Annotated in this window: 15 protein-coding genes and 1 tRNA gene; 4 read left to right on the top strand and 12 right to left on the bottom strand. The window is 63.7% G+C overall.

The window, feature by feature from the left end; translation table 11 throughout:
- Positions 1-26 precede the first annotated feature (26 nt).
- From NKH33_RS10270 to NKH33_RS10230, 9 genes are all read right to left on the bottom strand, one after another.
- Positions 27-1,343, bottom strand: coding sequence for a CmpA/NrtA family ABC transporter substrate-binding protein (locus NKH33_RS10270; RefSeq protein WP_352919262.1), 1,317 nt, complete (start codon positions 1,341-1,343; stop codon positions 27-29).
- A gap of 359 nt (positions 1,344-1,702) precedes the next feature.
- Positions 1,703-2,941, bottom strand: a complete 1,239-nt coding sequence (locus NKH33_RS10265) for a CmpA/NrtA family ABC transporter substrate-binding protein (protein ID WP_352919259.1) — start codon at positions 2,939-2,941, stop codon at positions 1,703-1,705.
- Between the two features lie 2 nt (positions 2,942-2,943).
- A complete protein-coding gene (locus tag NKH33_RS10260; RefSeq protein ID WP_352919256.1) occupies positions 2,944-3,543 on the bottom strand; it encodes an ANTAR domain-containing response regulator in 600 nt (199 codons plus the stop codon).
- Complete coding sequence (locus tag NKH33_RS10255) at positions 3,540-3,743, bottom strand: hypothetical protein (protein ID WP_352540392.1); 204 nt, start codon at positions 3,741-3,743, stop codon at positions 3,540-3,542. Before NKH33_RS10255 ends, NKH33_RS10260 begins: the two co-directional genes overlap by 4 nt.
- Positions 3,744-3,987: 244 nt before the next feature.
- Complete coding sequence (locus NKH33_RS10250; protein WP_352540391.1) at positions 3,988-7,191, bottom strand: efflux RND transporter permease subunit; 3,204 nt, start codon at positions 7,189-7,191, stop codon at positions 3,988-3,990.
- Positions 7,188-8,294 (bottom strand): efflux RND transporter periplasmic adaptor subunit, encoded by a 1,107-nt coding sequence (locus tag NKH33_RS10245; protein ID WP_352470181.1) that lies wholly within the window; start codon positions 8,292-8,294, stop codon positions 7,188-7,190. Before NKH33_RS10245 ends, NKH33_RS10250 begins: the two co-directional genes overlap by 4 nt.
- Positions 8,295-8,789: 495 nt before the next feature.
- On the bottom strand, positions 8,790-10,289 hold the full coding sequence (locus tag NKH33_RS10240; RefSeq protein WP_352813848.1) for a helicase HerA domain-containing protein: 1,500 nt from the start codon (positions 10,287-10,289) through the stop codon (positions 8,790-8,792).
- Between the two features lie 150 nt (positions 10,290-10,439).
- Positions 10,440-12,506 carry a PAS domain-containing hybrid sensor histidine kinase/response regulator gene (locus NKH33_RS10235; RefSeq protein WP_352769045.1) on the bottom strand — a complete coding sequence of 689 codons (2,067 nt, stop codon included), beginning with the start codon at positions 12,504-12,506 and terminating at the stop codon, positions 10,440-10,442.
- Positions 12,507-12,558: 52 nt separating this feature from the next.
- Positions 12,559-18,270, bottom strand: coding sequence for a HAMP domain-containing protein (locus NKH33_RS10230; protein ID WP_352501159.1), 5,712 nt, complete (start codon positions 18,268-18,270; stop codon positions 12,559-12,561).
- Positions 18,271-18,314: 44 nt separating this feature from the next.
- Between NKH33_RS10230 and NKH33_RS10225 the strand changes: the two genes are divergently transcribed.
- Positions 18,315-18,863, top strand: coding sequence for a hypothetical protein (locus NKH33_RS10225; protein ID WP_352469899.1), 549 nt, complete (start codon positions 18,315-18,317; stop codon positions 18,861-18,863).
- Between the two features lie 228 nt (positions 18,864-19,091).
- On the opposite strand, the gene NKH33_RS10220 is transcribed toward NKH33_RS10225, so the two are convergent.
- Together NKH33_RS10220 and NKH33_RS10215 are read right to left on the bottom strand one after the other, a co-directional pair.
- Positions 19,092-19,167: transfer RNA gene (locus tag NKH33_RS10220), tRNA-Ala, on the bottom strand.
- A gap of 163 nt (positions 19,168-19,330) precedes the next feature.
- Positions 19,331-19,720 carry a TIGR02300 family protein gene (locus NKH33_RS10215; protein ID WP_023676282.1) on the bottom strand — a complete coding sequence of 130 codons (390 nt, stop codon included), beginning with the start codon at positions 19,718-19,720 and terminating at the stop codon, positions 19,331-19,333.
- 194 nt (positions 19,721-19,914) lie between these two features.
- On the opposite strand from NKH33_RS10215, the gene aroA reads away from it, so the two are divergent.
- From aroA to rpsA, 3 genes are all read left to right on the top strand, one after another.
- On the top strand, positions 19,915-21,273 hold the full coding sequence (gene aroA / locus NKH33_RS10210; RefSeq protein ID WP_352769039.1) for a 3-phosphoshikimate 1-carboxyvinyltransferase: 1,359 nt from the start codon (positions 19,915-19,917) through the stop codon (positions 21,271-21,273).
- Positions 21,274-21,546: 273 nt separating this feature from the next.
- Positions 21,547-22,197 (top strand): (d)CMP kinase, encoded by a 651-nt coding sequence (cmk, locus tag NKH33_RS10205; protein WP_352681469.1) that lies wholly within the window; start codon positions 21,547-21,549, stop codon positions 22,195-22,197.
- A 205-nt stretch (positions 22,198-22,402) separates the two neighbouring features.
- Positions 22,403-24,100: a 30S ribosomal protein S1 gene (gene rpsA / locus NKH33_RS10200; RefSeq protein WP_023676278.1), complete on the top strand. Its 1,698-nt coding sequence runs from the start codon at positions 22,403-22,405 to the stop codon at positions 24,098-24,100.
- 104 nt (positions 24,101-24,204) lie between these two features.
- Here the strand turns inward: rpsA and NKH33_RS10195 are convergent, their stop codons facing one another.
- Positions 24,205-24,912: an SDR family NAD(P)-dependent oxidoreductase gene (locus NKH33_RS10195; RefSeq protein WP_352625129.1), complete on the bottom strand. Its 708-nt coding sequence runs from the start codon at positions 24,910-24,912 to the stop codon at positions 24,205-24,207.
- Positions 24,913-24,947 lie beyond the last annotated feature (35 nt).

The raw sequence follows: 24,947 nt of genomic DNA, 5'->3' as shown, positions 1-24,947 counted from the left end.
CCGCCTGCCTTGCACCTATGTCAGGCTCAGGCCGACACCTTGATTCTCAGGCTGTCGAGATAGGCCGACGGGTTCTCCGGATCGAAGATCTTGCCGTCGAAGAAGGTTTCGGCGCCGCGCGACGTAGACGCCGGAATATCGGCCGCGGCGACACCAAGATCCTTGGCCGCCTCGCGCCACAGATCCTCACGGTTTACTTGGCCGACCAGTGCTTTGATGTCGGTGGTCGGCGCGAACTTGCCCCAGCGGATATTTTCGGCGAGGAACCAGCTGTCGTGGCTCTTGAAGGGATAGGACACGCCGCCCTTCCAGAACTTCATATAGAGGTCGGTGCCGTTGGCGACGCGGCCATTGCCGTAGTTGATGTCGCCCTTGAGGCGGCCGATGATGTCGGCAGTCGGCACGTTCATCCACTGCCGCTTGCCGATGATGGCGGCCATCTCGTCCTTGTTTTCTTTTGCCTCGCACCATTGCTGGGCTTCCATGACGGCCATCAGGATCGCCTTGGTGGCGTTCGGGTACTTGTCGATAAAGGCGGCGCGCAGGCCGAGCGCCTTTTCCGGATGGCCCTTCCACAGTTCGCCGGTGGTGGCGGCGGTGAAGCCGACGCCCTGGTGGACGAGTTGCTCGTTCCACGGCTCGCCGACACAGAACACGTCCATGTTGCCGACCTTCATGTTGGCGACCATCTGCGGCGGCGGCACGACGATGGTCGAGACGTCCTTGTCGGGATCGATGCCGCCGGCAGCCAGCCAGTAGCGCAGCCAAAGATCGTGCGTGCCGCCCGGGAAGGTCATGGCGGCCTTCACCTCCTTGCCTGCGGCCTTTTTCGCAGCGAAGGCGTCCTTCAGCTTGGAGGCGTCGAGGCCGACGCCGGTGCCGGCATATTCCTGGGCGACGGAAATGCCCTGGCAGTCGTAGTTGAGCCGCGCCACGATCGCCATCGGCAGTGGCTGCTTGTTTTGCGTCACCTTGCCGGTGTGCATCAGATAAGGCATCGGCGTCAGGATATGGGCGCCGTCAATGCCGTTGGCTTCGCCGCCGAGCACCAGATTATCGCGCGTCGCCCCCCAGGAGGCCTGCTTGAGCACCTCGACATCGGGCATGCCGAATTTCTCGAACAGGCCTTTCTCCTTGGCGATCATCAACGGTGCTGCATCAGTCAATGCGATGAAGCCGAGCTTGGCGCCGGTGACTTCCGGCGCGGCGGGCGCCGCATAGGCGCCGGAGGGCAGCAGCGCACGCGCCGCCGCCAGCGTTGCCGCGGTGGCCGCGCTGATCCTCAGGAAATCCCGGCGGCTGATCGCCGTTTGGGCGGAATGGCTATTGGTGCTTTTCGTCATCGTCATCTCCGGTTGGGCGCGGCTTGGGATCGGCGCCGTCGATTGCGTGTTCGACCAAAACAAAAAAAGCCGCCGGCCAGGCCGCGCGCGTCCGTCCATCCGGGATCGCGTGTCGACCTGAGCGGCAGCTTTGCCTGTAGCGCCCGCCATTGGACGCCTATTCCGTGACCCGAGAAGAGTCTGCCTATTGCAAAGCAGGAACCGTGCCAGTTTCGGAATGGATGACAAACATCAATGAGATCAACGGCATGCCACAATCTTCGGCGCGCCGGCCCGCTGGGCGAGCAAGCCAAGGATTGTTCATTAGCGCAGTCGCACGCACATTTTTTGTGCAGCGCACAAGAATGCCGGGGAAATGATCAGGCTTCAGCGCGCGCCAATTTCTGGCCGGCAATGTAGGCGTCGATCTCGTCGGGATCGAATATCTGGCCATCGAAGAAGCCATCGGGACCGAGCACCAGGCTTGCCCCCGCCGAACCGACCGGAGTCGCGGCCTTCAGCGCGCCCTCGACCTTGGCATTGGCACCGGGAAGCGCCACGCCAAGCGGCTTCAACGCCGAGCGGTAGAGATCGGGGCGGTAGCAGTCGCGGGCAATAGCGAGGTTTTCCGGCGTGTGCGCGACATGCCCCCAGCGCACCATCTGCGTGTAGAACCACAGCGCATGGCTCTTCCACGGGAAGTTCGCCGCCTTGTTGAAGGGCAGAAAGAAGTCGCCGACGGTGAGTTCGGCGCCGCCGCCGAGCGCCAGATGCCCGCTGAGAATCGGCATCTGCAGCGCCGGCGCAAGCCCGAGGAAGGCCGGCTGCGCCATCAGGGCCGCGAGTTCGTCACGGTTTGCCGGATCCTGGCACCAGCGCGCCGCGTGATGAAGCGCACGCAGCAGGGCTGAAAGCGCGTCCGGCTCTCTTTCCGCCCATGCCTTGCGCACGCCAACGACTTTCTCCGGGCTGGTCTTCCAGATGGCCGCCTTGACCGTGGCGATGCGGCCGGTGCCGGCGACGACCGCGGCACTGTTCCAGGGTTCGCCGACGCAGTAGCCGTCGATCCTGCCGGCGGCGAGCGCGTCGGCCATGAAGGGGGGCGGCACGATGACGATCTCGATTTCACGCGACGGGTCGATGCCACAGGCGGCGAGCCAGTAGCGCAATTCGTAATTGTGCCCGGAATGCGGATGGACGACGGCGAAGCGCAGCGGATCGCCGCCGCCATTCGCCCGTTCGCGAATCAGCGCTCGCAATGCCTTGCCGGCCCGCGCCGGATCGAGATCGGGTTGGGCGCCGTGCGCGGCCATGCCGGCCCAGACCGCGTTTGAAACCGTCACGCAATTGCCGCCGAGGCCGAGCGAGAACGGCACGACCGTGTCGGAGGCGAGCGGCGTCAGCCCCAGATTGCAGGCGATCGGCATCGGCCCCAGCATGTGCGCCAGATCGAAGTGGCCGATGGCGATGCGGTCGCGGATGTTGGCCCAGGACGTTTCCCGGTTGAGGGTGAGGTCGATGCCTTCGCGCAAAGCAAAGCCGATTTCCTTCGCCGCGACAAGGATGGCGCTGTCGAAGAGCGGCGTGAAGCCAGCATTGATCCGGTGCTCGGCCGCCATTCTCAACTCTCCTCGGGATCCAGAAGCCCTGCCGCCGTCACCAGGCTCTGCGCGATTTCGGCGATCTTGCGGTTCTGGTTCATGGCTGTCTTGCGCAGCAGCGTGTAGGCCGCGTCCTCCGACAGGCCGCGCGATTTCATCAGGATGCCCTTGGCGCGATCGATCACCTTGCGGCGCTCCAACTCGCTGCGGGCTTCTTCCAGTTCGCGCGCCATGCGCGAGAAGGCGTTGAAGCGGCTGATCGCCATGTCGAGGATCGGCTTGACCCGCTCCTGGCGCAGGCCGTCGACGACATAGGCCGATACCCCCGCTTCCACCGCAGCTTCGATCGAAGCCTGATCCGAGCGGTCGACGAACATGGCGATCGGCCGCTTCACCACGCGCGAAAGCTGGAACATGTTTTCGAGCATGTCGCGGTTGGGATTTTCGAGATCGATGACGATCACGTCGGGTTCGATCTCGGCGATCCGCCGCGCGATGCCGGCGACGTCGTGGATGACCGTGACCTGCTGATGCCCGGCTTCCCGCAATCCCGCTTCGATTATCGAAGCGCGGATGTGGTTTTCATCGATCACCAGAACAGTGAGGGATTTGCGGATCATGCCGCATTTTGCGCAGGCGAGACGATTGTGCAATGCGGCATGGCGAGATTCACGGAAACAAAGCCGGCGTCCAGGCGCCGCCTGAGGAATTGGACGACGGCCGGCGCGACGAACTTGACGCCGCGGGCGCCGGCACCCGCCTGATCAGTTGCCTGCAGGTCTGTCGGCGCACGGTGATCGCGTCGGGCGGAAGCGGACATCGCAAGCGAGGACTCCGGAGGTCGTGGTTGCGCCCTCAAGCCCCGCCTGGTCGACCAGATAGAAGATCGCATTGGCCTCTCCGCCCGGCATCGTCTCGCTGAACTGGATGCGGCTGTCAGGCTGGATCAGACCGAGCAGGGTCTCCGCGGCACCTCGACGCCGAGGTTGCGCAGATCGTAGCCGTTGCCGCGCCGCGCCGATTTTCTGGAGTGATAACCGCGCTCGCGCGGCGAATTCGTAACCCTACTCGGCGGCCGTCTCCGATGGCGCCTCTGCCGGCCCCGAAGGTTCGGCCTCGGCACGGGGCTTGCGCCGTGAAAACAGCGACCTGAGCGTGACGTAGAACACCGGCGTCAGGAACAGGCCGACGAAGGTGACGCCGAGCATGCCGGAGAATACCGCGGTGCCGAGCGACTGGCGCATTTCTGCGCCCGGTCCCGTTGCGATCATCAGCGGCACGACGCCGAGGATGAACGAGAAGGCGGTCATCAGGATCGGCCGCAGCCTGAGCCGGCAGGCTTCGACGGCAGCCTCGGCGGCCGACAGCCCGCGTTCCTGCGCCTGCCGCGCGAATTCGACGATCAGGATCGCGTTCTTCGCGGCAAGCCCGATCAGCACGATGAGGCCGATCTGCACGAGGATGTTGTTGTCCAGCCCTCGGAAAGACACGCCGAGCAACGCCGCGAGCACGCCGAGCGGCACCACCAGCACAATGGCGAACGGCAGCACCCAGCTTTCATATTGCGCCGCCAGCGCCAGGAACACGAACAGCACCGACAGTCCGAAGATATAGACAGCGGCATTGCCGGTGTTGCGCTCCTGATAGGCGAGCTCGGTCCATTCATAGGAGGTACCGGCCGGCAGCGTCTTTGCCGTGATCCCTTCCATCAATGCCAGCGCGTCGCCCGTGGAAACGCCGGGCGCGGCGTTGCCCTGCAGCGGCACTGAGACGTACATGTTGTAGCGCTGGACCAGCGCCGGGCCGGTGACGTCGCGGATCTCGATCAACGTGCCGAGCGGAACCAGCGCGCCGGTCGCCGAGCGCACCTTCAGTTTCAAGATGTCGGCGCGATCGAGGCGGAACGCCTGGTCGGCCTGCGCCCGCACCTGGTAGACGCGCCCGAACGCGTTGAAGTCGTTGACGTAGGCGGTGCCCAAATTGATCGACAGCGTCTCGAAGATGTTGGGGATCGGCACGTTCAGGATGCGCGCCTTGTCGCGATCGATCGCCAGGAAGAATTGCGGGCTCGACGCGGAGAAGGTGGTGAACACGCCCGTCAGCCCCGGCGTCTTGTTGGCCTTGCCGGCGATTTCGTAGGCAAGCGCCAGGATCTGCCGCATGTCGGCGCTGTTGCGCTCCTGGATCTGCAGCTTGAAGCCGCCGGCATTGCCGACGCCGCGGATCGGCGGCGGTGGCAGTGCGATAATGAAGGCTTCCTTGATGCTTTGCAGGCTGCCGAACAGATTGCCGATGACCTGGGTCGCCGACTGGCCGGCTTTCAGTCGCTCGTCAAACGGCTTGAACCTGGCGAAGATCACGCCCGCGTTGCTGGCGTTGGTGAAGGTCGCGCCGGAGAAGCCGGCGAAGGCGACAGCGTAATCGACGCCTGGCGTTTTCTGGATGATCTGCGACGCCTGCTGGATGACCGAATCGGTCCTCGACAGCGAAGCGCCGTCCGGCAACTGGACGACGACGATCGCATAGCCCTGGTCAAGCGACGGAATGAAACCGCGCGGCACCGCCTGCACCATGTAGACCGTGGCGTAGATGAGGGCCGCGAAAACGGCCAGCATGGCGGCCATCGTTATCCACGAGCCGACCAGCACACGGATAATGCTCGAATACCAATGGGCGACCCTGTCGAAGCCACGATTGAAGCCGTCGGCGAGCGCCCGTCCGAACCGCGCCAGGAAAAAGCGCGGCGGCGCCGCCGCGGCGTGATGCGGCTTGAACAGCAGTGCGGCCAGCGCCGGCGAAAGCGTCAGCGAATTGAATGCCGAGATCGCCGTCGACACCGCGATGGTGATAGCAAACTGCAGATAGAACTGCCCAGAAATGCCGGGGATGAAGGCTGTCGGCACGAACACGGCTATCAGCACCAGCGAGATCGCGATGACGGCCGTTCCGACTTCGTCCATGGTCAGGTGCGACGCCGGACTGGGCGCCAGCCCTCTGGCGATATTGCGCTCGACGTTTTCGACCACGACGATCGCATCGTCGACGACGATGCCGATCGCCAGAACGAGGCCGAACAGCGTCAGCATGTTGAGCGAGAAGCCGGCGGCGTAAAGTACCGCCAGCGTGCCGATCAGCGACACGGGAATCGCCACGATCGGCACGATCGCCATGCGCCACGATTGCAGGAAGACGATGATAACGATGATGACCAGCAGCATCGCCTCGAGGATCGTCTTGTAGACCTCCTGGATCGACTCGGCGACGAACTCGGTCGGATTGTAGACGATGTCGTAGCTCAACCCCTTCGGGAAGTCGCGGGAAAGCTCCTTCATCTTGTCCTGGATCTCCGCGGCTGCGGCGAGCGCATTGGTGCCCGGCCGCTGGAAGATGGCGAGCGCCACCGCCGGTTTGCCGTTGAGATAGGAGTTGGTGACGTAATCCTTGGCGCCGAGCTCGATGCGCGCCACGTCCTGGAGCGAGATCAGGCGGCCGTCGTCGGTCGATTTGACGATCACGTATCGGAAGTCGCGTGCGTCGTTGAAGCGGCCTTGCGTTGTGACCGTGTACTGGAACGCCGTGCCGGTGCTGGTCGGCGGCGCGCCGATCGAGCCGCCCGACACCTGGACATTCTGGTCGCGCAGCGCCTGCACCACATCGCCCGAGGTCATCCCCAGGGCGGACAGTTTTTCCGGATCGAGCCAGATGCGCAGCGAATATTCGCGTTCGCCGAAGATGATGAGGTCGCCGACGCCGTCTAGTCTGAGCAGTATGTCGCGCACCCGCGAGCGGGCGTAGTTCGAGACGTAGAGTTGGTCGTAGGTATTGTCGGGCGACAGCATGTGCACGACCATCATCAGGTCGGGCGAGGTCTTGGTGGTGGTGATGCCGAGGCGGCGGACTTCTTCGGGCAGGCGCGGCTCGGCGACCGACACGCGGTTCTGCACCAGCACCTGCGCCTGGTCGAGATCGGTGCCCAGCTTGAAGGTGATGGTCAGCGCCATCGCCCCGTCGCCCGACGAATAGGACGACATGTAGAGCATGCCCTCGACGCCGTTGATCTCCTGCTCGATCGGCGTTGCCACCGTCGCTGCGACCGTCTCGGCGTCTGCGCCCGGATACTGGGCGCGAACGACGATGGTCGGCGGCGCGATCTCGGGATATTGCGCGACCGGCAGCTGGGTATAAGCAATCCCGCCGAGGATCAGCAGGACGATCGAAACGACCGATGCGAAGATCGGACGGTCGACGAAGAAATGTGCGAACCTCATTGCTGCAACTCGGCGGTCTCGGCCCTGGGCGGCAACGTCACCATCTCGACCTTGACCTTGGTGCCGGGCCTGGCGTGCATCAGCCCGTTGACGATGATCGTCTCATCGCCGGTCAGGCCCTGGCGGATCACCCGGTAGCCGTCGAGAAGCGGGCCGGTGCGCACGGGCTTCGCCGACACCATCCCGGCCTCATCCACCAGGAACACGATGCGGCGATCCTGATCGGCGCCGATCGCCTCGTCGGGCACCAGCACGCCGCTATGCGGCAGCGACCCCGGCACGTTGATGCGTCCGAACATGCCTGGCTGGAGAATGCCGTCGGCGTTGGGAAACCTTGCACGCACCCGCATGGTGCCGGTCGCGTTGTCGATCCGGTTCTCGGCAAAATCGAGCTTGCCTTTGAATACTGCCTCCGCGCGGTCGGCGACGCGAACCACCACCTCGAGCCCGCCGGCGCCTTCCTGCATGCTGCCGCCGCGCTCCTTCGCGTCGCGGGCGTAGCTGAAATACAGGCGCTCATCGACGTCGAAATAGAAGTCGATCGGATCGCGCGTAACGATGGTCGTCAGCAAGGTGGAATCCGGCTGCACGAGGTTGCCGACCGACACCAGCCGGCGGTCGATGCGGCCGGACAAGGGTGCCTTGATCTCGGTGAATTCCATGTTCAGTCTGGCCGTCGTCAGCGCAGCCGTCGCGCCCTGCATCTGCGCCTGCGCCGAAAGGTATTCCCGCCGGCGGTCGTCGACCGTCGCGGTTGAGATATTGCCGGTCTTGGCGAGTTCGTCGGCGCGATCCAGCTGCATCTTGGAGAATTCGAGCAGACTCTTGGCGACGTCCACTTGCGACTTGGCAGCATCATAAGCCGCCTGGTACGGACGCTGATCGATGGTGAAGAGCAGGTCGCCCTTGTTGACCAGTGCGCCGTCCTGGAAGCTGACCTTGTCCAGATAGCCGCTGACGCGCGAACGGATGGCGACCTGGTCGAGGGCTTCGAAGCGCCCGACGAACTCGTCGTCTTCGACGATTTCACGGACCACCGGCTTGGCCGCCGTCACCACGGGTAACTGTTGGTCCTGCGCAAACGCAGTGCTGCTGAAAGCCATGCCGAGCAGGAATGCCGCCAACACGGCGGCGCGGGTAAGCCAGCCGGCCGATCGACAGGGTCGCCCGCCCGCGTCGCGATGCAATTGCCCATTCTCTTGGGTGTCCATTTGCGTCCTCGCTCGCTGGACCCGGAGGTCGGTTGATCCGCTTCTACGCTCAGGCTTTTCGTCGAAATCAGAGCACTACAGTGTGTGCATGGCAACATGATCATTTTCGATGTGGGCTGAAATGTCCACCCTGTGGCTGCCCCGCCACCCGCCACTTGCGATGCAGATCCACCGGGCGGTCCGGGGATGCCATTGAGAGGGGGCGGCTAGACCTGGGAACAGACCTTGGTCCCGTCGGGCTGAACGTCCGCAATCCTTCTTCAAACGTTAAAGCCGCCATTTCGCTATCGGCCCCAAACGCGACGTCTGAGTACTGGTTCGGCGATGAACACTCTGGCGCTTGCTGATGTTGAGCGACGTCAGCTTTCGCCCAAACCGCGTCAGCCCTTACACCACCAACCTCCCCTGCTCCGCGTCCTCTGCATTGGGATCGCCCGGCGCGGTCGCCCAGGCGAGCTCCACCAGCGTCACCGTCCGCCTTCCAACCCCGTCGAGCTGGCAGACGATCAGCCCCTGCTCCTCGATATATATCAGCAGGCGCCGGGCGCGGCGTAGCGAGTGCGAGCCGTAGGCGCGGGCGATCGCCGCGTCGCTCGGGCAGGGCCAGCCCTCCTTGGCGGCGCGGGCGATCATCATGAACACGCCTTGCATGTCCTCGGGGAGCAGCGAGGCGCGCGCCGAGACGTCCTGCCAAGCGTCATCGCCTGCCATGTCGGAGCCGAGGCCGGCGCGGGCGCGGGTCAGCATGCGGCGGAACTCCGGCAGGTCCGGCACGACCGAGGCGAGGCCCTCGATGCGGCAGCGGACAACGAACTCCTGATAAAGCACGCCGATGACCCGGAAGCCGGCATCGGGTTGCGCCAGCACGGCGCGCAGCACCCGGTCGACGCGCTCGCGGCGCTCCGCCAAATCCTCGGCGCTGATCGGCGGCTCCACCGCTTCGGGGCGGATTTCCAGCGCCGCCGATTTCGCCGCCATCAGCTGGTCGAGCAGGTCCGGCGACGACCGGCGCTGCGGCCGGACGGTTTCGGGCGGCGGGGCCGCCAGGATGATCGCGCGCGCGTCCTCCAACGCCGATTCCGGCAGCGGCATCAGGCGCGGGGTCGCGTTGCGCGGACTTGTATCGGTCGGGCCGATCCGCAAGCCCAGCGGACGGCGCGACAGCGCCGGGCCGAGCGCCATGAATTGCCCGCGCTCGAGGTCGCGAAAAGCCTCCGCCTGGCGCCGCTCCATGCCGAGCAGGTCGGCGGCGCGCGCCATGTCGATATCGAGAAAGGTCCGGCCCATGAGGAAATTGGAAGCCTCGGCCGCGACGTTCTTGGCAAGCTTGGCCAGCCGCTGGGTGGCGATGATGCCGGCCAGCCCGCGTTTGCGGCCGCGGCACATCAAATTGGTCATGGCGCCGAGCGAGAGCTTGCGCGCCTCGTCGGAAACCTCGCCGGCGACAGCCGGCGCGAACAGCTGCGCTTCGTCAACCACCACCAGCATCGGGTACCAGTGGTCGCGGGCGACCTCGAAAAGCCCGCCGAGAAAGGCGGCGGCGCGCCGCATCTGGTTCTCGGCGTCGAGCCCCTCGAGATTGAGCACCGTGGAGACGCGGTGGATGCGCGCCCGCTCGCCGGCGCTCTGCAGGCCGCGCTCGGTATGCTCCTCGGCGTCGATCACCAGGTGGCCGAAACGGTCGCCCAGCGTCACGAAGTCGCCTTCGGGGTCGATGATGGTCTGCTGCACCCAGGGCGCGCTCTGCTCCAAGAGCCGGCGCAGCAGGTGGGACTTGCCGGAGCCCGAATTGCCCTGCACCAAAAGGCGGGTCGCCAGCAGCTCCTCGAGATCCAGCGCCGCCGGGGCGCCTGCGCTCGTCTGGCCCATCTCGATCGCAACGGTCATGTCTCGACTCTCCTTGCGGAGAGGGCTTATCAATCGCATCACAGCCCGTCGAGCGCGGCATGGCCGGCGCTCCGTGTTGCGCACAGGCTGGATGTCGCGGACGATCGAGGATACGGAACGTACCGTTTCGATTCGATGAGGCTTGTCTCCTCAGGTCGAAAACCGGTACCCGCCTTTCACCGGCTGGGCCTGCCTGGCTTTCTGCGAGCCGGCGCGCGCGGCCGCTGCAAGAATGCTCTCCACCAGATCCTTATCGCGCAGCGGTTTGCCGAGCAGCGGCACGTCGGGGGGCCGGCCGGCGATCGCGTCGGCATCGGCATATCCGGTTATCATCACCGCCGGCCAATCGGCCCGCAGATTGCGGGCGAACCGAATGACCTCCAGGCCCGAGACGAGCGGCATGGCAAAATCGGTGACGATGACATCGAAATCGTACGGCGCGCGCTCGATCATCGCCAGCGCTTCGGCACCGCCCGCGGCACAGGTAACCGCAAAGCCGTGTTGGCGAAGCGATTGCGCCGTCAGTTCCCGCAGTACGTTGCTGTCGTCGATCAGCAGGACCGATGGATAGTCCTCGCCGGCATTCACGACGCTGTCGTCGGCATCGGATTTCTCGGGGATTTCGACCGGACGCTCGATTGAACGCGGCAGCCAGAGCTGGACGGATGTTCCACTGCCGACGGTGCTTTCAATGCGAAGCGTGCCGCCCGATTGCTTGACGAAACCATGCACCGTGCTCAGACCGAGGCCAGTGCCCTTGCCGACCGGTTTTGTGGTGAAGAACGGTTCGACGACCTTGGCGAGAATGTCAGCCGGTATGCCCGACCCGGTGTCCTTGACGGTGACCACGACATAGTCGCCCGCCGAAATATCCTCGGCTGCACGGCCTAGCGTTCGATTTTGCGCCTCCACGATTATCGTGCCGCCGGACGGCATGGCATCGCGCGCGTTGAAGACCAGGTTCATCAGCGCGAGCTCCAGCTGGCTGGCATCGACATGCGCCGGCCACACAGTGTCGTCGACAAGCCAATCGAAACGGATCAGGCCGCCCAGGACCGGGGCCACCAACCCGTTCATTGTATCGCCGAGCGCGGCGAGGCGCACGGCTTGCGGCCTCAGCGTCTGGCGGCGCGAGAACGCAAGCATGCGGTTGACGAGCTCGGCGCCTTGTTTTGCCGACCGGCGTGTCAGTTCCAGAACCTGCCTGGTCTGTCCATCGAACTCGGCGTGGCGCTCGAGCAATCCCAATCCGCTGAGAATTGCGGCAAGCAGATTGTTGAAATCATGCGCCAGCCCGCCGGTAAGCTTGCCGATCGCGTCGAGGCGCTGCGATTGCAGCAGCTGGTTCTCAAGCTCGCGCCGCTCGGTAACGTCCAGCAACGTGCCGAGGATCTCAGGCTCTTTGCCGTCGGAGCCATTCGACAGGACGCCCTGGTCGAGAAAAATCCGGTAATTGCCGTCGGCGCATTGCCAGCGGAATTCGCAGGTGTAGGAGCCGGTGGCCTTGGCTGCGAGCAGGACCTCCCTCACTCTCGGCAGATCGTCGGGATGAACCCGGCTCAGGCCGAAGCCCGGATCGGCGATCAGCCGTTCGGCAGGAAAGCCGGTCAGGCGTTCGACCCCTTCGGTGACAAAGCTGGCGCCGAACGGCGGCTCCGCCGCCCTTGCGTGGAAGCAGACCGGAAGAGAGCTCAAAATGGCATGCTGCCGCTCCTGGGCGCTGCGCAGGGCTCGCTCGGCCTCGAGCTTTTCCTTCTGCGCCTGCAGTGCCTGGGCCAGCAGCCGTTGCTCGGCAGCCGCCTTTTGCTGGATTTCCAGCGTCTTCTCATGAAGTTCGACGAACACGGCGACCTTGGAACGCAGCATGGCCGGGTCGAAAGGCTTGAACACGTAATCGACCGCGCCGGCGTCGTAGCCGCGCAGCATGTGCGCGTCTTCCTTGTTGATGGCGGTGAGAAAAATTATCGGCGTTCGCCTGGATTGCTCACGCTGGCGGATCAATCCCGCGGTCTCGTAGCCATCCAGCCGGGGCATCAGCACATCCAGCAGGATGACTGCGAAATCCTCCTTCAGCAGTGCGCGCAACGCCTCTTCGCCCGACTGCACGCAGACGACTTCACCGATAGGGGCCAGAACCTCGCCGATCGCCAGCAGATTGCGCTCGTCGTCATCCACGGCCAGGATGCGCGCCTTTGCCGGCCCTGCTGCCGGCGCCATAACCTCCAGCTTCCTTGCTCCGTTTCTCGACAGTTTCTGCATCGAGCGGCCGTCAGTTCACTGCCATGAGCGTCTTTTCCGGACCATGAACACGGGATCGCGAACGGCCGATCCAGACACGCAGCAATGCCAGCAGCAGATCAAGGTCGACAGGCTTGGCGATGTAGTCGGAGGCGCCGGCGTCGAGGCACTTCTGCCGGTCGCCCTTCATTGCCTTGGCTGTGACCGAGATCAACGGGATATGGGCGATCGCCGGCATGCTGCGGATCTGCCGCATCGTCTCGTAGCCATCCATTTCCGGCATCATGATATCGATCAGTGCCGCATCGATGTCCGGGCTCTGCTCCAGAAGCGCGATACCTTCCCGGCCACGCTCCGCATGCAGCACCTGGATGTCATAGGTCTCGAGAACGCTGGTGAGTGAATAGATGTTGCGGATGTCGTCGTCGACGATGAGGACCTTTGCGCCGGCGAGGTCGAACTTGTCCGGCTGTTCGGCTGCCGCACTATTGTTGTCGTGGCCTCGCCCCGGGAGCGTCGCGGATATCAGGAGAGCCAGCTGCGCGAAATTCTCCGCCCGCGGAACGTCCGCCAATGCCGGATGCAAGGCGAGCGACTGTTGCAGCGCTTCCGGATGAGGCGCAAAGAACAGCAGCCGCGACACCGACTGTCCGAACAGGACGGCAATCTCATCCAGCATCTGGGCGTTGTCCTTGGCCGAGCGGCCAAAGCCGAGCACAACGGCATCATAGTTGGCGATGCCGATATCGTCCGCATTCGCGGCGACGCGGCCGATCGCCGTGACCGAGGTGACGCCGTCGCGGATCGCCTCGATCAGCGAAAGGCGGCGCTCGGGATCGGGATCGGCAATCAGGACGCGGCTCTGGACGCGGAGCTTTCTGGAATGAATATCCTGGAAGACCTTCATCAGTTCGTCCGACGATACGGGCTTGGTTGAAATGCTGGATGCACCCTTGCGGGCAAGCACCTCGATGTCTTCGGCGCCCGAGATGACATGAACGGGAATGTCCTTGGTTTTCGGGTCATGGCGAAGCAGATCGAACAGCACCCAGCCGTCGATATCCGACAGTCCGAGATCGAGCGTAATCGCGTCGGGAACCAGCTTGCGTGCCAAAGCCAGCGTGCCGGAGCCCGCGGTCGACAGGACGCCTTTCAGCCCGGCCGAACGTGCAAGGCCGAGCAGCAAACCGCCGAAGGTCGGGTCGTCCTCGACGATCAGCACGACCCGATCTTCCGACGAGATCGTGTCGCGGTCATCGAGCAATTCGGAGGACGGCGGGCTCGGCTGCGCCGTCGTCGCGGCCACCTCCATCGCCGGCAGCAACGCCGCTTGCGGGGCCAAGGCCATCCGGGGTCCGTCGAATGGAATGACCAGAGTGAACGTCGAACCCTTGCCCGGCGTGCTCTCGACCCGCAATTCGCCGCCGAGCAGCCGGGCAATCTCCCGGCTGATCGAGAGCCCAAGCCCAGTGCCGCCATATTTGCGGCTTGTTGTGCCGTCGGCCTGCTGGAAGGCTTCGAAGATCAGCTTCTGCTTGTCCTGCGGAATACCGATGCCGGTATCGCTGACGACGATCGCGAGCGCCTCCATCGGTTGCGCCGAACCGTTGTGACGGCCCGCCTTTTCGGCCCGGAAATTCAAGCGGACCTCGCCTTGCGAGGTGAACTTGAACGCGTTCGACAAAAGATTGAGCACGATTTGCTGCAATCGCTTCTCGTCGGTGCGGACGGTCTCCGGAAGCTCGGGATCGACGTTGATGGTGAAGCCAAGCCCCTTGTCGGTCGCCAGCTGCCGGAAGGTTCGCTCCATGTGCTGGCGAAGATGCACCACCGGCATGTCGTTGATGTCGATCGAGACGGTGCCCGATTCGATCTTCGACAGGTCGAGGATGTCGTTGATCAGGCTCAAAAGGTCGGTGCCGGCCGAATTGATGGTGCGCGCGAACTCGACCTGCTTGTCGTTGAGATTGCCCTGCTGGTTGGTTGCGAGCAGGTTTGAAAGGATGAGCAGCGAGTTCAGCGGCGTGCGCAGTTCGTGGCTCATATTGGCGAGGAATTCCGACTTGTATTTCGAGGTAAGCGCCAGCTGCTCGGCCTTCTCCTCCAGCGCCCGCCGCGCCATCTCGATTTCCAGGTTCTTGTTCTCCACCTGCTTCTTTTCGTTCTCGAGCAGCTGCGCCTTTTCCTGCAGCTCCTCGTTGGTGGCGTGCAGCTCCTCCTGCTTCTTGGTCAGTTCGGTCTGACGCGCCTGCAATTCCGAGGTCAGCAGCTGCGACTGCTTGAGCAGGCCTTCGGTACGCATGGTGGCGGCGATGGTGTTGAGAACGATGCCGACGGATTCCATCAGCTGGTTGAGGAAGGACTGGTGCGTGTCGCGGAATTCGCTGAACGAGGCGAGTTCGATGACGGCCTTCACCTCGTCCTCGAACAGAGCCGGAAGAATGATCACGTTCGCCGGCGCGGCATTGCCAAGGCCGGAGGTAACGCGCAGGAAATTCGGCGGCACATTGTCCAGCATGATGGCGCGCTTGTCGGCGGCACTCTGCCCGACAAGCCCTTCACGCAGATCGAGGCGTTGCTTGATTTCCGCCTTGCTTTCGGCGCCATAGGAGGCGGCGAGCTCCAGATAGAATTCATCCTCGTCGCGGTTGGTCACATAGAACACGCCATATTGCGCATTCACCAGCGGGGCGAGTTCGGACATGATGAGGCGCGAGACCGTGGCCAGGTCACGCTCGCCCTGCAGCATGCGCGAGAAGCGGGCGAGATTGGTCTTCAGCCAGTCCTGCTCGGCATTCTTCAGCGTCTGGTCCTTCAGATTGCGGATCATCTCGTTGATGTTGTCTTTCAGCGCCGCCACCTCGCCGGAGGCCTGGACGCTGATCGAGCGGGTCAGATCGCCCTTGGTCACCGCCGTCGACACCTCGGCGATGGCGCGCACCTGGGTGGTCAGGTTGGCCGCGAGCTGATTGACGTTGTCGGTCAGGTCGCGCCAAAGGCCGGCAGCGCCGGGCACCCGGGCCTGGCCGCCGAGCTTGCCTTCGATGCCCACTTCGCGGGCGACGTTGGTCACCTGGTCGGCGAAGGTCGCCAGCGTCTCGATCATGCCGTTGATGGTGTCGGCGAGCGAGGCGATCTCGCCCTTGGCATCGACCGTCAGCTTGCGCTTGAGATTGCCTTGCGCGACCGCGGTCACGACATCGGCGATGCCGCGCACCTGGTTGGTCAGGTTCGTCGCCATCAGATTGACGTTGTCGGTCAGGTCCTTCCAGGTGCCGGCGACGCCCTCGACCCGCGCCTGGCCGCCGAGCTTGCCCTCGGTGCCGACCTCGCGGGCGACACGCGTCACTTCGCCGGCAAAGGAGTTCAGCTGGTCGACCATGGTGTTGATCGTCGATTTCAGCTCCAGGATCTCGCCCTTGACGTCGACGGTGATCTTCTTCGACAGGTCGCCGCGCGCCACAGCGGTGGTCACCTCGGCGATGTTGCGGACCTGGCCGGTCAGGTTCTCGGCCATCGAATTCACATTGTCGGTCAGATCCTTCCAGGTGCCGGCAACGCCGCGCACCTGCGCCTGGCCGCCGAGCTTGCCTTCGGTGCCGACCTCGCGCGCCACGCGCGTCACCTCCGAGGCAAAGGAATTCAGCTGGTCGACCATCGTATTGATGGTGTCCTTCAGCTCGAGGATCTCGCCGCGCACATCGACGGTGATCTTCTTCGACAGGTCGCCCAGCGCCACTGCCGTCGTCACCTCGGCGATGTTGCGCACCTGGCCGGTCAGATTGGCGGCCATCGCATTGACGTTGTCGGTCAGGTCTTTCCAGGTACCGGCAACACCGCGCACCTGCGCCTGGCCGCCGAGCTTGCCGTCCGAACCGACTTCGCGCGCCACGCGCGTCACCTCGGAGGCGAAGGAATTCAGCTGGTCGACCATCGTATTGATGACGTCCTTGATCTGCAGGATCTCGCCCAATGCATCGACGGTGATCTTCTGGGTCAGGTCGCCGGTCGCAATCGCGGTTGCTACCTTGGAGACGTCGCGTAATTGCACGGTCAGATTGCCGGCCATGGCATTGACGTTGTCGGTCAAATCTTTCCAGGTGCCGCCGACGCCCTCGACATGCGCCTGACCGCCGAGCTTGCCCTCCGACCCCACTTCGCGCGCCACACGCGTCACTTCCGAGGCGAAGGAATTGAGCTGATCGACCATCGTGTTGACGGTGTCCTTGAGCTCGAGGATTTCGCCCTTGACGTCGACGGTGATCTTCTTCGACAGGTCGCCGCGGGCAACGGCGGTCGTCACCTCGGCGATGTTGCGGACCTGGCCGGTCAGGTTGGCGGCCATCAGGTTGACGTTATCGGTCAGGTCCTTCCAGGTGCCGCCGACGCCCTTCACCTCGGCCTGGCCGCCGAGCTTGCCTTCGGTTCCGACCTCGCGCGCCACACGCGTCACTTCCGAGGCGAAGGAATTGAGCTGGTCGACCATCGTGTTGATGGTGTCCTTGAGCTCGAGGATTTCGCCCTGCACGGCGACGGTGATCTTCTTCGACAAGTCGCCCGAAGCGACCGCAGTCGTCACCTCGGCGATGTTGCGGACCTGGCCGGTCAGGTTCTCGGCCATCGAATTGACGTTGTCGGTCAAGTCCTTCCAGGTGCCGGCGACGCCGCGCACCTGAGCCTGGCCGCCGAGCTTGCCCTCGGTGCCGACCTCGCGGGCGACACGCGTCACTTCGCCGGCAAATGAGTTCAGCTGGTCGACCATGGTGTTGATGGTCGATTTCAGTTCGAGGATCTCGCCCTTGACGTCGACCGTGATTTTCTTCGACAGGTCGCCAAGCGCCACGGCCGTGGTCACCTCGGCGATATTGCGCACCTGGCCTGTCAGATTTTCGGCCATCAGGTTCACGTTGTCGGTCAGGTCCTTCCAGGTGCCGCCGACACCTTCGACGCGCGCCTGACCGCCGAGCTTGCCTTCTGTACCGACTTCGCGCGCGACGCGCGTCACTTCCGAGGCGAAGGAATTGAGCTGGTCGACCATCGTGTTGATGGTGTTCTTGAGTTCGAGGATTTCGCCTTTCACGTCGACGGTAATCTTCTTCGACAGGTCGCCGGAAGCGACGGCGGTCGTCACCTCGGCGATGTTGCGCACCTGCCCGGTCAGGTTCGTCGCCATGGCGTTGACGTTGTCGGTCAGGTCCTTCCAGGTTCCGGCCACACCTTTCACGCGAGCCTGGCCGCCCAGCTTGCCTTCGGTGCCGACCTCGCGCGCCACGCGCGTCACTTCCGAGGCGAAGGAGGCCAGTTGCCCGACCATGGTGTTGACGATCTTGCCGATGCGCAGAAACTCGCCGCGCAGCTGCCGGCCGTCGATTTCGACCATCATCGTCTGCGACAGGTCACCCTTGGCCACCGCGCCGATGACGCGCGCCACTTCGGCCGTCGGCTGAACCATGTCCTCGATCAGATCGTTGACGGAACGGACGCTCGATTCCCAACTGCCGGTGGCGTTGCGGACACGGCCGCGTTCGCCGATCCGGCCATCCTTGCCGACGACCTTGCTGAGGCGTTCGAACTCGCGCGTGACCTGATCGTTGAGTTCTACGATTTCGTTGAAGGTGTCGGCGATCTCGGAATCAAGGCCGGCGTAGACATTGTCGATACGAACGGAGAAATCACCGCTCCGAAAAGCCTTCAGCGCGTTCAGTATTTGACGACGGTCCAATTGCCTTGTGGATGCAAGCACGCTCACAGCGCCCCTCCCAGCTCACGGATTTCTTGAATGTCCTGGTGAAACTGTCCCCTGCGGCCGACACAACTCCCCGCAAGCGCAAGAACGCGGCATGCTCGATTTGGTTCCAGACGAAATTGCCGCTATGCGGCAGGAATTTCGCAGCCGCATTCACGAAACGACGAGCAACAAAGATCCATAATGATTGTATCGATCAATATTTCTGCCCAACGGAACATCTCGAAAAAACTCTCGTTGGTATAGATCGCGATCCAGCGATGCAACTCGATGGAGACACTAAGATGATGAAAATTCTCTCTGCATCCCTACTTGCTATCGGCCTGGCCACATCTGCCATGGCACAATCCATGGGCTCCGGGACCGGTAGCGCCGATGGCAATACCGGCGTCAACACAGGCACTTCCGGCGGCAACACCGGGACCGGCAGCGCAACTACCCCGAACACAATCGATCCGAACGCAACGAACGCTACCACGCCGCAGACAAACGGTATGGAGGATCGCTGCAAGGATACGGCGGGCAGCGATACCGACAACAACACACCCAGCGGCGCTATGACGTCGGATATGCAGAACTGCAACAAGTAACGGAGTTTTGCGCAGCGGTCATTCAGCCCGCGGCCTGGTCCAGACCGGTGCTCGCGGTTCAAACCACAGCCAGAAATATGCAGAGACCGGGCACGGGCTCATTACTTCTGAATGGATCGGCGAGCCCAAGCCGGGCGGCCGATTAACTAGTTTCAGCTAGGTTCTGCGATAGGCGGCGGCCAGCCCGGCGGGCGGGGCGGCCGTTCTGCTGATTTTCGCGGAGAGAACTGGTGGAGCCAATCGGAATCGAACCGACGACCTCTTGAATGCCATTCAAGCGCTCTCCCAACTGAGCTATGGCCCCACTCCGGCAGTTCACCGGCGCCGTTTCCGGCGAAGAGATCCGGCGCGGGTTCTAGACCGCGCCGTTAGTGAAGGCGGCTTCTAACCCCGCCTTCAGTCAATATCAAGCCTTCAAGAACCGCTTTTTCTAGGCAGCGCCGCGAAAGCCGGCGAATGCGGTTCGCTCAGACCTCGTCGTCGTCTTCGCCGACGCCGATCATGTCGGCAACGTCGTCGTCTTCTTCCTCCTCGTCGGCGAGGAACGTGTCATCCTCGTCATCGCCAAGGTCAACGTCGTCTTCGTCATCGCCGAGATCGGGAAGCTCGTCGGCCTTCGCGTCCTCGTCCGCCTCTTCGAGCGAGACGACCTCGACGCCCTCTTCCTCCTCGGCGTCCACTTCCTTCTCGGCAACTTCCTCTTCCTCCTCGAGGGCGGCGATCTTGCCTTCTTCGAAATAGGAGCGCGGATAGCTCTTGCCCGTGTAAGGCGAGACGATCGGGTCCTTGTTCAAGTCATAGAATTTTCGACCTGTCTCCGGGTCGATGCGTTTGGTGCCAAGTTCGGGTTTTGCCACAGCAAGCCTCGTCGATGAAAGTTTGGTCCCCTTAACCAGAGTTTACGGCGCTGTCAAAGCGAAAAGCCGGCGTCCCAAAAAGCTTGAATTCGAAGGCCTTCATACCAAGGGGATGACCATTTCGGCACGCCATGATAGGAGACCCGGCAAACCAGCAGAAAATGGCCGGCCGCCGGCGTTTCCAGGAAAGAACCATGTCGCACACTGCCGCCCCGAAGCAGGCCACCGCCCGCAAATCATCTGGCCTTTCAGGCGCGGCACGGGTGCCGGGCGACAAGTCGATCTCGCACCGCTCGTTCATGTTCGGTGGCCTGGCCTCCGGCGAAACCCGCATCACCGGGCTGCTGGAAGGCGAGGATGTGATGCGTACGGGCGCTGCCATGAAGGCCATGGGCGCCCATATCGAGAAGCATGGCGCTGAGTGGGTGATCCGCGGTACCGGCAACGGCGCGCTGCTGCAGCCGGAAGGCCCGCTCGATTTCGGCAATGCCGGCACCGGCTCACGCCTCACCATGGGCCTGGTCGGCACCTATGACATGGAAACCACCTTCATCGGCGACGCCTCGCTGTCCGGCCGGCCGATGGGCCGGGTGCTCGAGCCGCTCCGCCAGATGGGCGTGCAGGTGCTGAAGGCGACGCCCGGCGACCGCATGCCGATCACGCTGCACGGGCCCAAGCACGCCGCTCCGATCACCTACCGCGTGCCGATGGCATCGGCACAGGTCAAGTCGGCGGTGCTGCTGGCTGGGCTGAACACGCCGGGCATCACCACCGTCATCGAGCCGGTTATGACGCGCGACCACACCGAAAAGATGCTCAAGGGGTTCGGCGCCAATCTGTCGGTCGAGACCGACGAGCGCGGCGTGCGCCACATTTTCATCGAAGGCCAGGCCAAGCTCACGGGGCAGACGATCGCAGTGCCTGGCGACCCCTCCTCGGCCGGCTTCCCGCTGGTGGCGGCGCTGATCGTGCCCGGCTCGGACATTACAATCGAAAACGTGCTGATGAACCCGACCCGCACCGGACTTCTGTTGACGCTGCAGGAAATGGGCGCGCGCATCGACATAATCGATCCGCGCAACGAAGGCGGCGAGGATGTCGCCGATCTGCGCGTGCGCTATTCCGAGCTGAAGGGCGTCACCGTGCCGCCCGAACGGGCGCCGACCATGATCGACGAGTATCCGGTGCTTGCCGTGGCGGCGAGCTTCGCCGAGGGCGAAACGCTGATGCTCGGGCTGGAAGAGCTGCGCGTGAAGGAATCCGACCGGCTGTCGGCGGTCGCCAACGGGCTGAAGCTCAACGGCGTCGACTGCACCGAGGGCGAGGCCTCGCTTGTCGTGCGCGGAAAACCCGGCGGCAAGGGCCTCGGCCAGCATCCCAACGGACAGGGCACCATCGTCCAGACCCATCTCGACCACCGCATCGCCATGAGCTTTCTGGTGATGGGGCTGGCGACGGAAAAACCGGTGACCATCGACGATCAGGCGATGATCGCAACGAGTTTTCCGGAGTTTATGGGGCTGATGAAGGGGCTTGGGGCGGAGATCGAGTAGCTTGATGGCAATCAATAGCCTTGGGGGTTGGGGCCAAACTGGAACGTCGGCGGGACAGCGCCCCCCTCTGTCCTGCCGGACATCTCCCCCACAAGGAGGGAGATTGGCAGCTTCGGCGCTCCGCTCAATCCTGCGACGTAGACAATTGGCGAAAGCCGCGATGGCCGCCGATCTCCCCCCGAGTGGGGGAGATGTCCGGCAGGACAGAGGGGGGCGCGAAGGATCGCCACGCCTATCTGGATCATTGCGCTTTTCGATTCCGGTGGGCGGCCAATGACCCCAACCTTCACCATCGCCATCGACGGCCCTGCCGGCGCCGGCAAAGGCACCCTCGCCCGACGGCTCGCCGACCATTACCGGCTGAACCTGCTCGATACCGGCCTTACCTATCGCGCGGTGGCGCATGCGCTGCTCCGGCTCGGCCTGCCGCTCGACAATGTTTCGGCCGCTGAAACCGCGGCCCGGCAGGTCGATCTGGCAAAGCTCGACCGCGCAGTGCTTTCGGCACACGCCGTTGGCGAGGCGGCTTCGAAAGTGGCAGTGATCCCGTCGGTGCGGCGCATCCTGGTCGAGAAACAGCGCGACTTCGCAAGAACACCGCCTGGCGCGGTGCTCGACGGCCGCGACATCGGCACCGTCGTCTGTCCCGATGCCGACGTAAAACTCTATGTCACGGCAAGTGCCGAGGTGCGGGCAAAGCGGCGGCTGGATGAAATCGAGAGCATCGGCGGCACTGCCAATTTCGACGAAATCCTTGCCGATATCGTGCGCCGCGACGAGCGCGATATGGGCCGCATGGACTCACCCTTGAAGCCGGCCGCCGATGCGCACTTGCTCGACACGTCGGAAATGGCTATAGAAGCCGCGTTTCTGGCAGCTCGGGCGATCATCGACGATGTCCTGGCCAAGAGAAACGAAGCCTGAGCCGGGTTTTCCTGCCGCCGCCGATTGCCGGCGACAAAAAGAATTCCCATATCGGGCATGAACCAGCCTGTCAGCATTCTTCATGCGCCGGAATTGCCGCTCAAGGGCGGCCAAGGGCTTTTTGCCCGGAACGCCGGCAGGCCAACGCAACGCTAACCCACGGCGCCCGCCCCGCGACAGATTGCGGGGCATTCCAGGAGAAACTATGTCAGTTGCAAATCCCACTCGCGATGATTTCGCGAGCCTGCTCGAAGAATCATTTTCCGCCGGCCATTCCGGCGAAGGCCAGGTCGTCAAGGGCATCATCACTGCCATTGAAAAGGACATGGCCATCATCGACGTTGGCCTCAAGGTCGAAGGCCGCGTGCCGCTGAAGGAATTCGGCGTCAAGGGCAAGGACACGACGCTCAAGGTCGGCGACACGGTCGAGGTCTATGTCGAGCGTATCGAGAACGCGCTTGGCGAAGCCATGCTGTCGCGTGAAAAGGCCCGCCGCGAAGAGAGCTGGGTCCGTCTCGAGGAGAAATTTACCAAGGGCGAACGCGTCGAAGGCGTCATCTTCAACCAGGTCAAGGGCGGCTTCACCGTCGACCTCGACGGTGCCGTGGCCTTCCTGCCGCGCAGCCAGGTCGATATTCGTCCGATCCGCGACGTCTCGCCGCTGATGCACAACCCGCAGCCCTTCGAGATCCTCAAGATGGATCGCCGCCGCGGCAACATCGTGGTGTCGCGCCGCACCGTGCTTGAGGAAAGCCGCGCCGAACAGCGTTCGGAAATCGTGCAGAATCTCGAAGAAGGCCAGGTGGTCGAAGGCGTCGTCAAGAACATCACCGACTATGGTGCGTTCGTCGACCTCGGCGGCATCGACGGCCTGCTGCACGTCACCGACATGGCATGGCGCCGCGTCAACCATCCGACCGAAATCCTCAATATCGGCCAGACGGTCAAGGTGCAGATCATCCGCATTAACCAGGAAACCCACCGCATCTCGCTCGGCATGAAGCAGCTCGAGAGCGATCCGTGGTCCGAGATCGGCACCAAGTTCCCGATCGGCAAGAAGATCAAGGGTACCGTCACCAACATCACCGACTACGGCGCATTCGTCGAGCTGGAGCCGGGCATCGAAGGCCTCATCCACGTTTCGGAAATGTCGTGGACCAAGAAGAACGTGCATCCCGGCAAGATCCTGTCGACGACGCAGGAAGTCGACGTGGTGGTGCTCGAAGTCGATCCGGCCAAGCGCCGCATCTCGCTCGGCCTCAAGCAGACGCTGGAGAACCCGTGGGAGGCCTTCGCGCGCAGCCATCCGGTCGGCAGCCAGGTCGAGGGCGAGGTCAAGAACAAGACCGAGTTCGGCCTGTTCATCGGCCTCGAAGGCGACGTCGACGGCATGGTCCACCTTTCCGACCTCGACTGGACCCGTCCGGGCGAGCAGGTGATCGAAGAGTACAATCGCGGTGACATGGTCAAGGCGCAGGTGCTCGACGTCGACATCGACAAGGAGCGCATCTCGCTCGGCATCAAGCAGCTGGCCAAGGACACGGTCGGCGAAGCAGCGACGTCAGGCGAACTGCGCAAGAACGCAGTCGTCACCTGCGAGGTTATCGGCGTGAAGGATGGCGGTCTGGAAGTGCGGCTGGTCGACAGCGGCATCGAGACCTTCATCAAGCGCTCCGACCTCAGCCGTGACCGCGACGAGCAGCGCCCCGAGCGCTTCACCGTCGGCCAGAAAGTCGACGCCCGCGTCATCGCCTTCGACAAGAAGACCCGCAAGCTGCAGGTTTCGATCAAGGCGCTGGAAATCGCCGAAGAGAAGGAAGCGGTCGCTCAGTACGGCTCAACCGATTCCGGCGCTTCGCTGGGCGATATTTTGGGTGCCGCGCTGAAGAAGCAGGGCAGCTAAGCCAATACCGCGCCTCGCGCGGGTTATAAACGAAACAAATAGCCCCGCCGGAACGATCCGGCGGGGCTTTTGCTTGTGACCTTTGCTTGCGACGGACCGCAGGCTCAGGCCCGGCCGTAGAGTGGCACCAGCGTGCCGCTGATCGCCATGTTGGCCGGCGAGGCAAGGTAGGCAATGGCCTCGGCGGCCGCTTCAAGGCTGACCCATCTGCTGAAATCTGCGTTCGGCATGTCAGCCCGGTTGGCCGGCGTGTCGAGCGTCGAGGGCGCCACGGCATTGACCAGAATGCCGTTGCCCTTCAGCTCTTCGGCCATCGCCACGGTCATCGCGGCGACTGCCGCCTTGGCGGCGGCGTAGGCCACCTTGCCGGAGCCGCGCCGCGGATCGAGCCCGGCTCGCGCGGTGACATTGACGATGCGGCCCGGCACGGAAGATCCCAGCATCGAGCGTATCGCGGCGCGGCAGCACAGAAAGGTGGTGCGGGCATTGGTGTCCATCATCTCGGCGAAGGAGGCGGGTTCGATCTTCTCGACCGGCGCCGCGGTGAAGCCGCCGGCAAGATGCACCGATGCCCATAAATCTGGAACGCTGGCATAGAAGGCGTCGACCTTGGCAGGGTCGGCAAGGTCGACATTGTGCGCCAGCCTGACGCGGTCATGCGCCGGAAAGGGAAAATGCGCAGGCGCGGCAGCGTGGGCATTGGGCACATGGCAGATCGCGCCCTGCTCCAGCAGTTTTCCTACGACCGCGCCGCCAAGGGCACCGGTGCCGCCGGTCACCACGATATGTCTGCCGTCCAGTGTTTCCGTCATATTCGACCGCTCCGTCATTGCGCGCCGCCGATGCG

Origin of the sequence: Mesorhizobium sp. M1182, from assembly GCF_040318335.1 — a bacterium.
Taxonomy (GTDB): Bacteria; Pseudomonadota; Alphaproteobacteria; order Rhizobiales; family Rhizobiaceae; genus Mesorhizobium.
The sequence above is the reverse complement of the archived record's forward strand: the minus strand, read 5'-3'. Positions and strand labels throughout refer to the sequence as shown.

Coding starts and splice junctions, on each gene's coding strand:
- NKH33_RS10270 (WP_352919262.1), bottom strand. CDS start 1,343: ATGACGAAAAGCACCAATAGCCATTCCGCCCAAACGGCGATCAGCCGC.
- NKH33_RS10265 (WP_352919259.1), bottom strand. CDS start 2,941: ATGGCGGCCGAGCACCGGATCAATGCTGGCTTCACGCCGCTCTTCGAC.
- NKH33_RS10260 (WP_352919256.1), bottom strand. CDS start 3,543: ATGATCCGCAAATCCCTCACTGTTCTGGTGATCGATGAAAACCACATC.
- NKH33_RS10255 (WP_352540392.1), bottom strand. CDS start 3,743: ATGTCCGCTTCCGCCCGACGCGATCACCGTGCGCCGACAGACCTGCAG.
- NKH33_RS10250 (WP_352540391.1), bottom strand. CDS start 7,191: ATGAGGTTCGCACATTTCTTCGTCGACCGTCCGATCTTCGCATCGGTC.
- NKH33_RS10245 (WP_352470181.1), bottom strand. CDS start 8,294: ATGGCTTTCAGCAGCACTGCGTTTGCGCAGGACCAACAGTTACCCGTG.
- NKH33_RS10240 (WP_352813848.1), bottom strand. CDS start 10,289: ATGACCGTTGCGATCGAGATGGGCCAGACGAGCGCAGGCGCCCCGGCG.
- NKH33_RS10235 (WP_352769045.1), bottom strand. CDS start 12,506: ATGGCGCCGGCAGCAGGGCCGGCAAAGGCGCGCATCCTGGCCGTGGAT.
- aroA (WP_352769039.1), top strand. CDS start 19,915: ATGTCGCACACTGCCGCCCCGAAGCAGGCCACCGCCCGCAAATCATCT.
- cmk (WP_352681469.1), top strand. CDS start 21,547: ATGACCCCAACCTTCACCATCGCCATCGACGGCCCTGCCGGCGCCGGC.
- rpsA (WP_023676278.1), top strand. CDS start 22,403: ATGTCAGTTGCAAATCCCACTCGCGATGATTTCGCGAGCCTGCTCGAA.
- NKH33_RS10195 (WP_352625129.1), bottom strand. CDS start 24,912: ATGACGGAAACACTGGACGGCAGACATATCGTGGTGACCGGCGGCACC.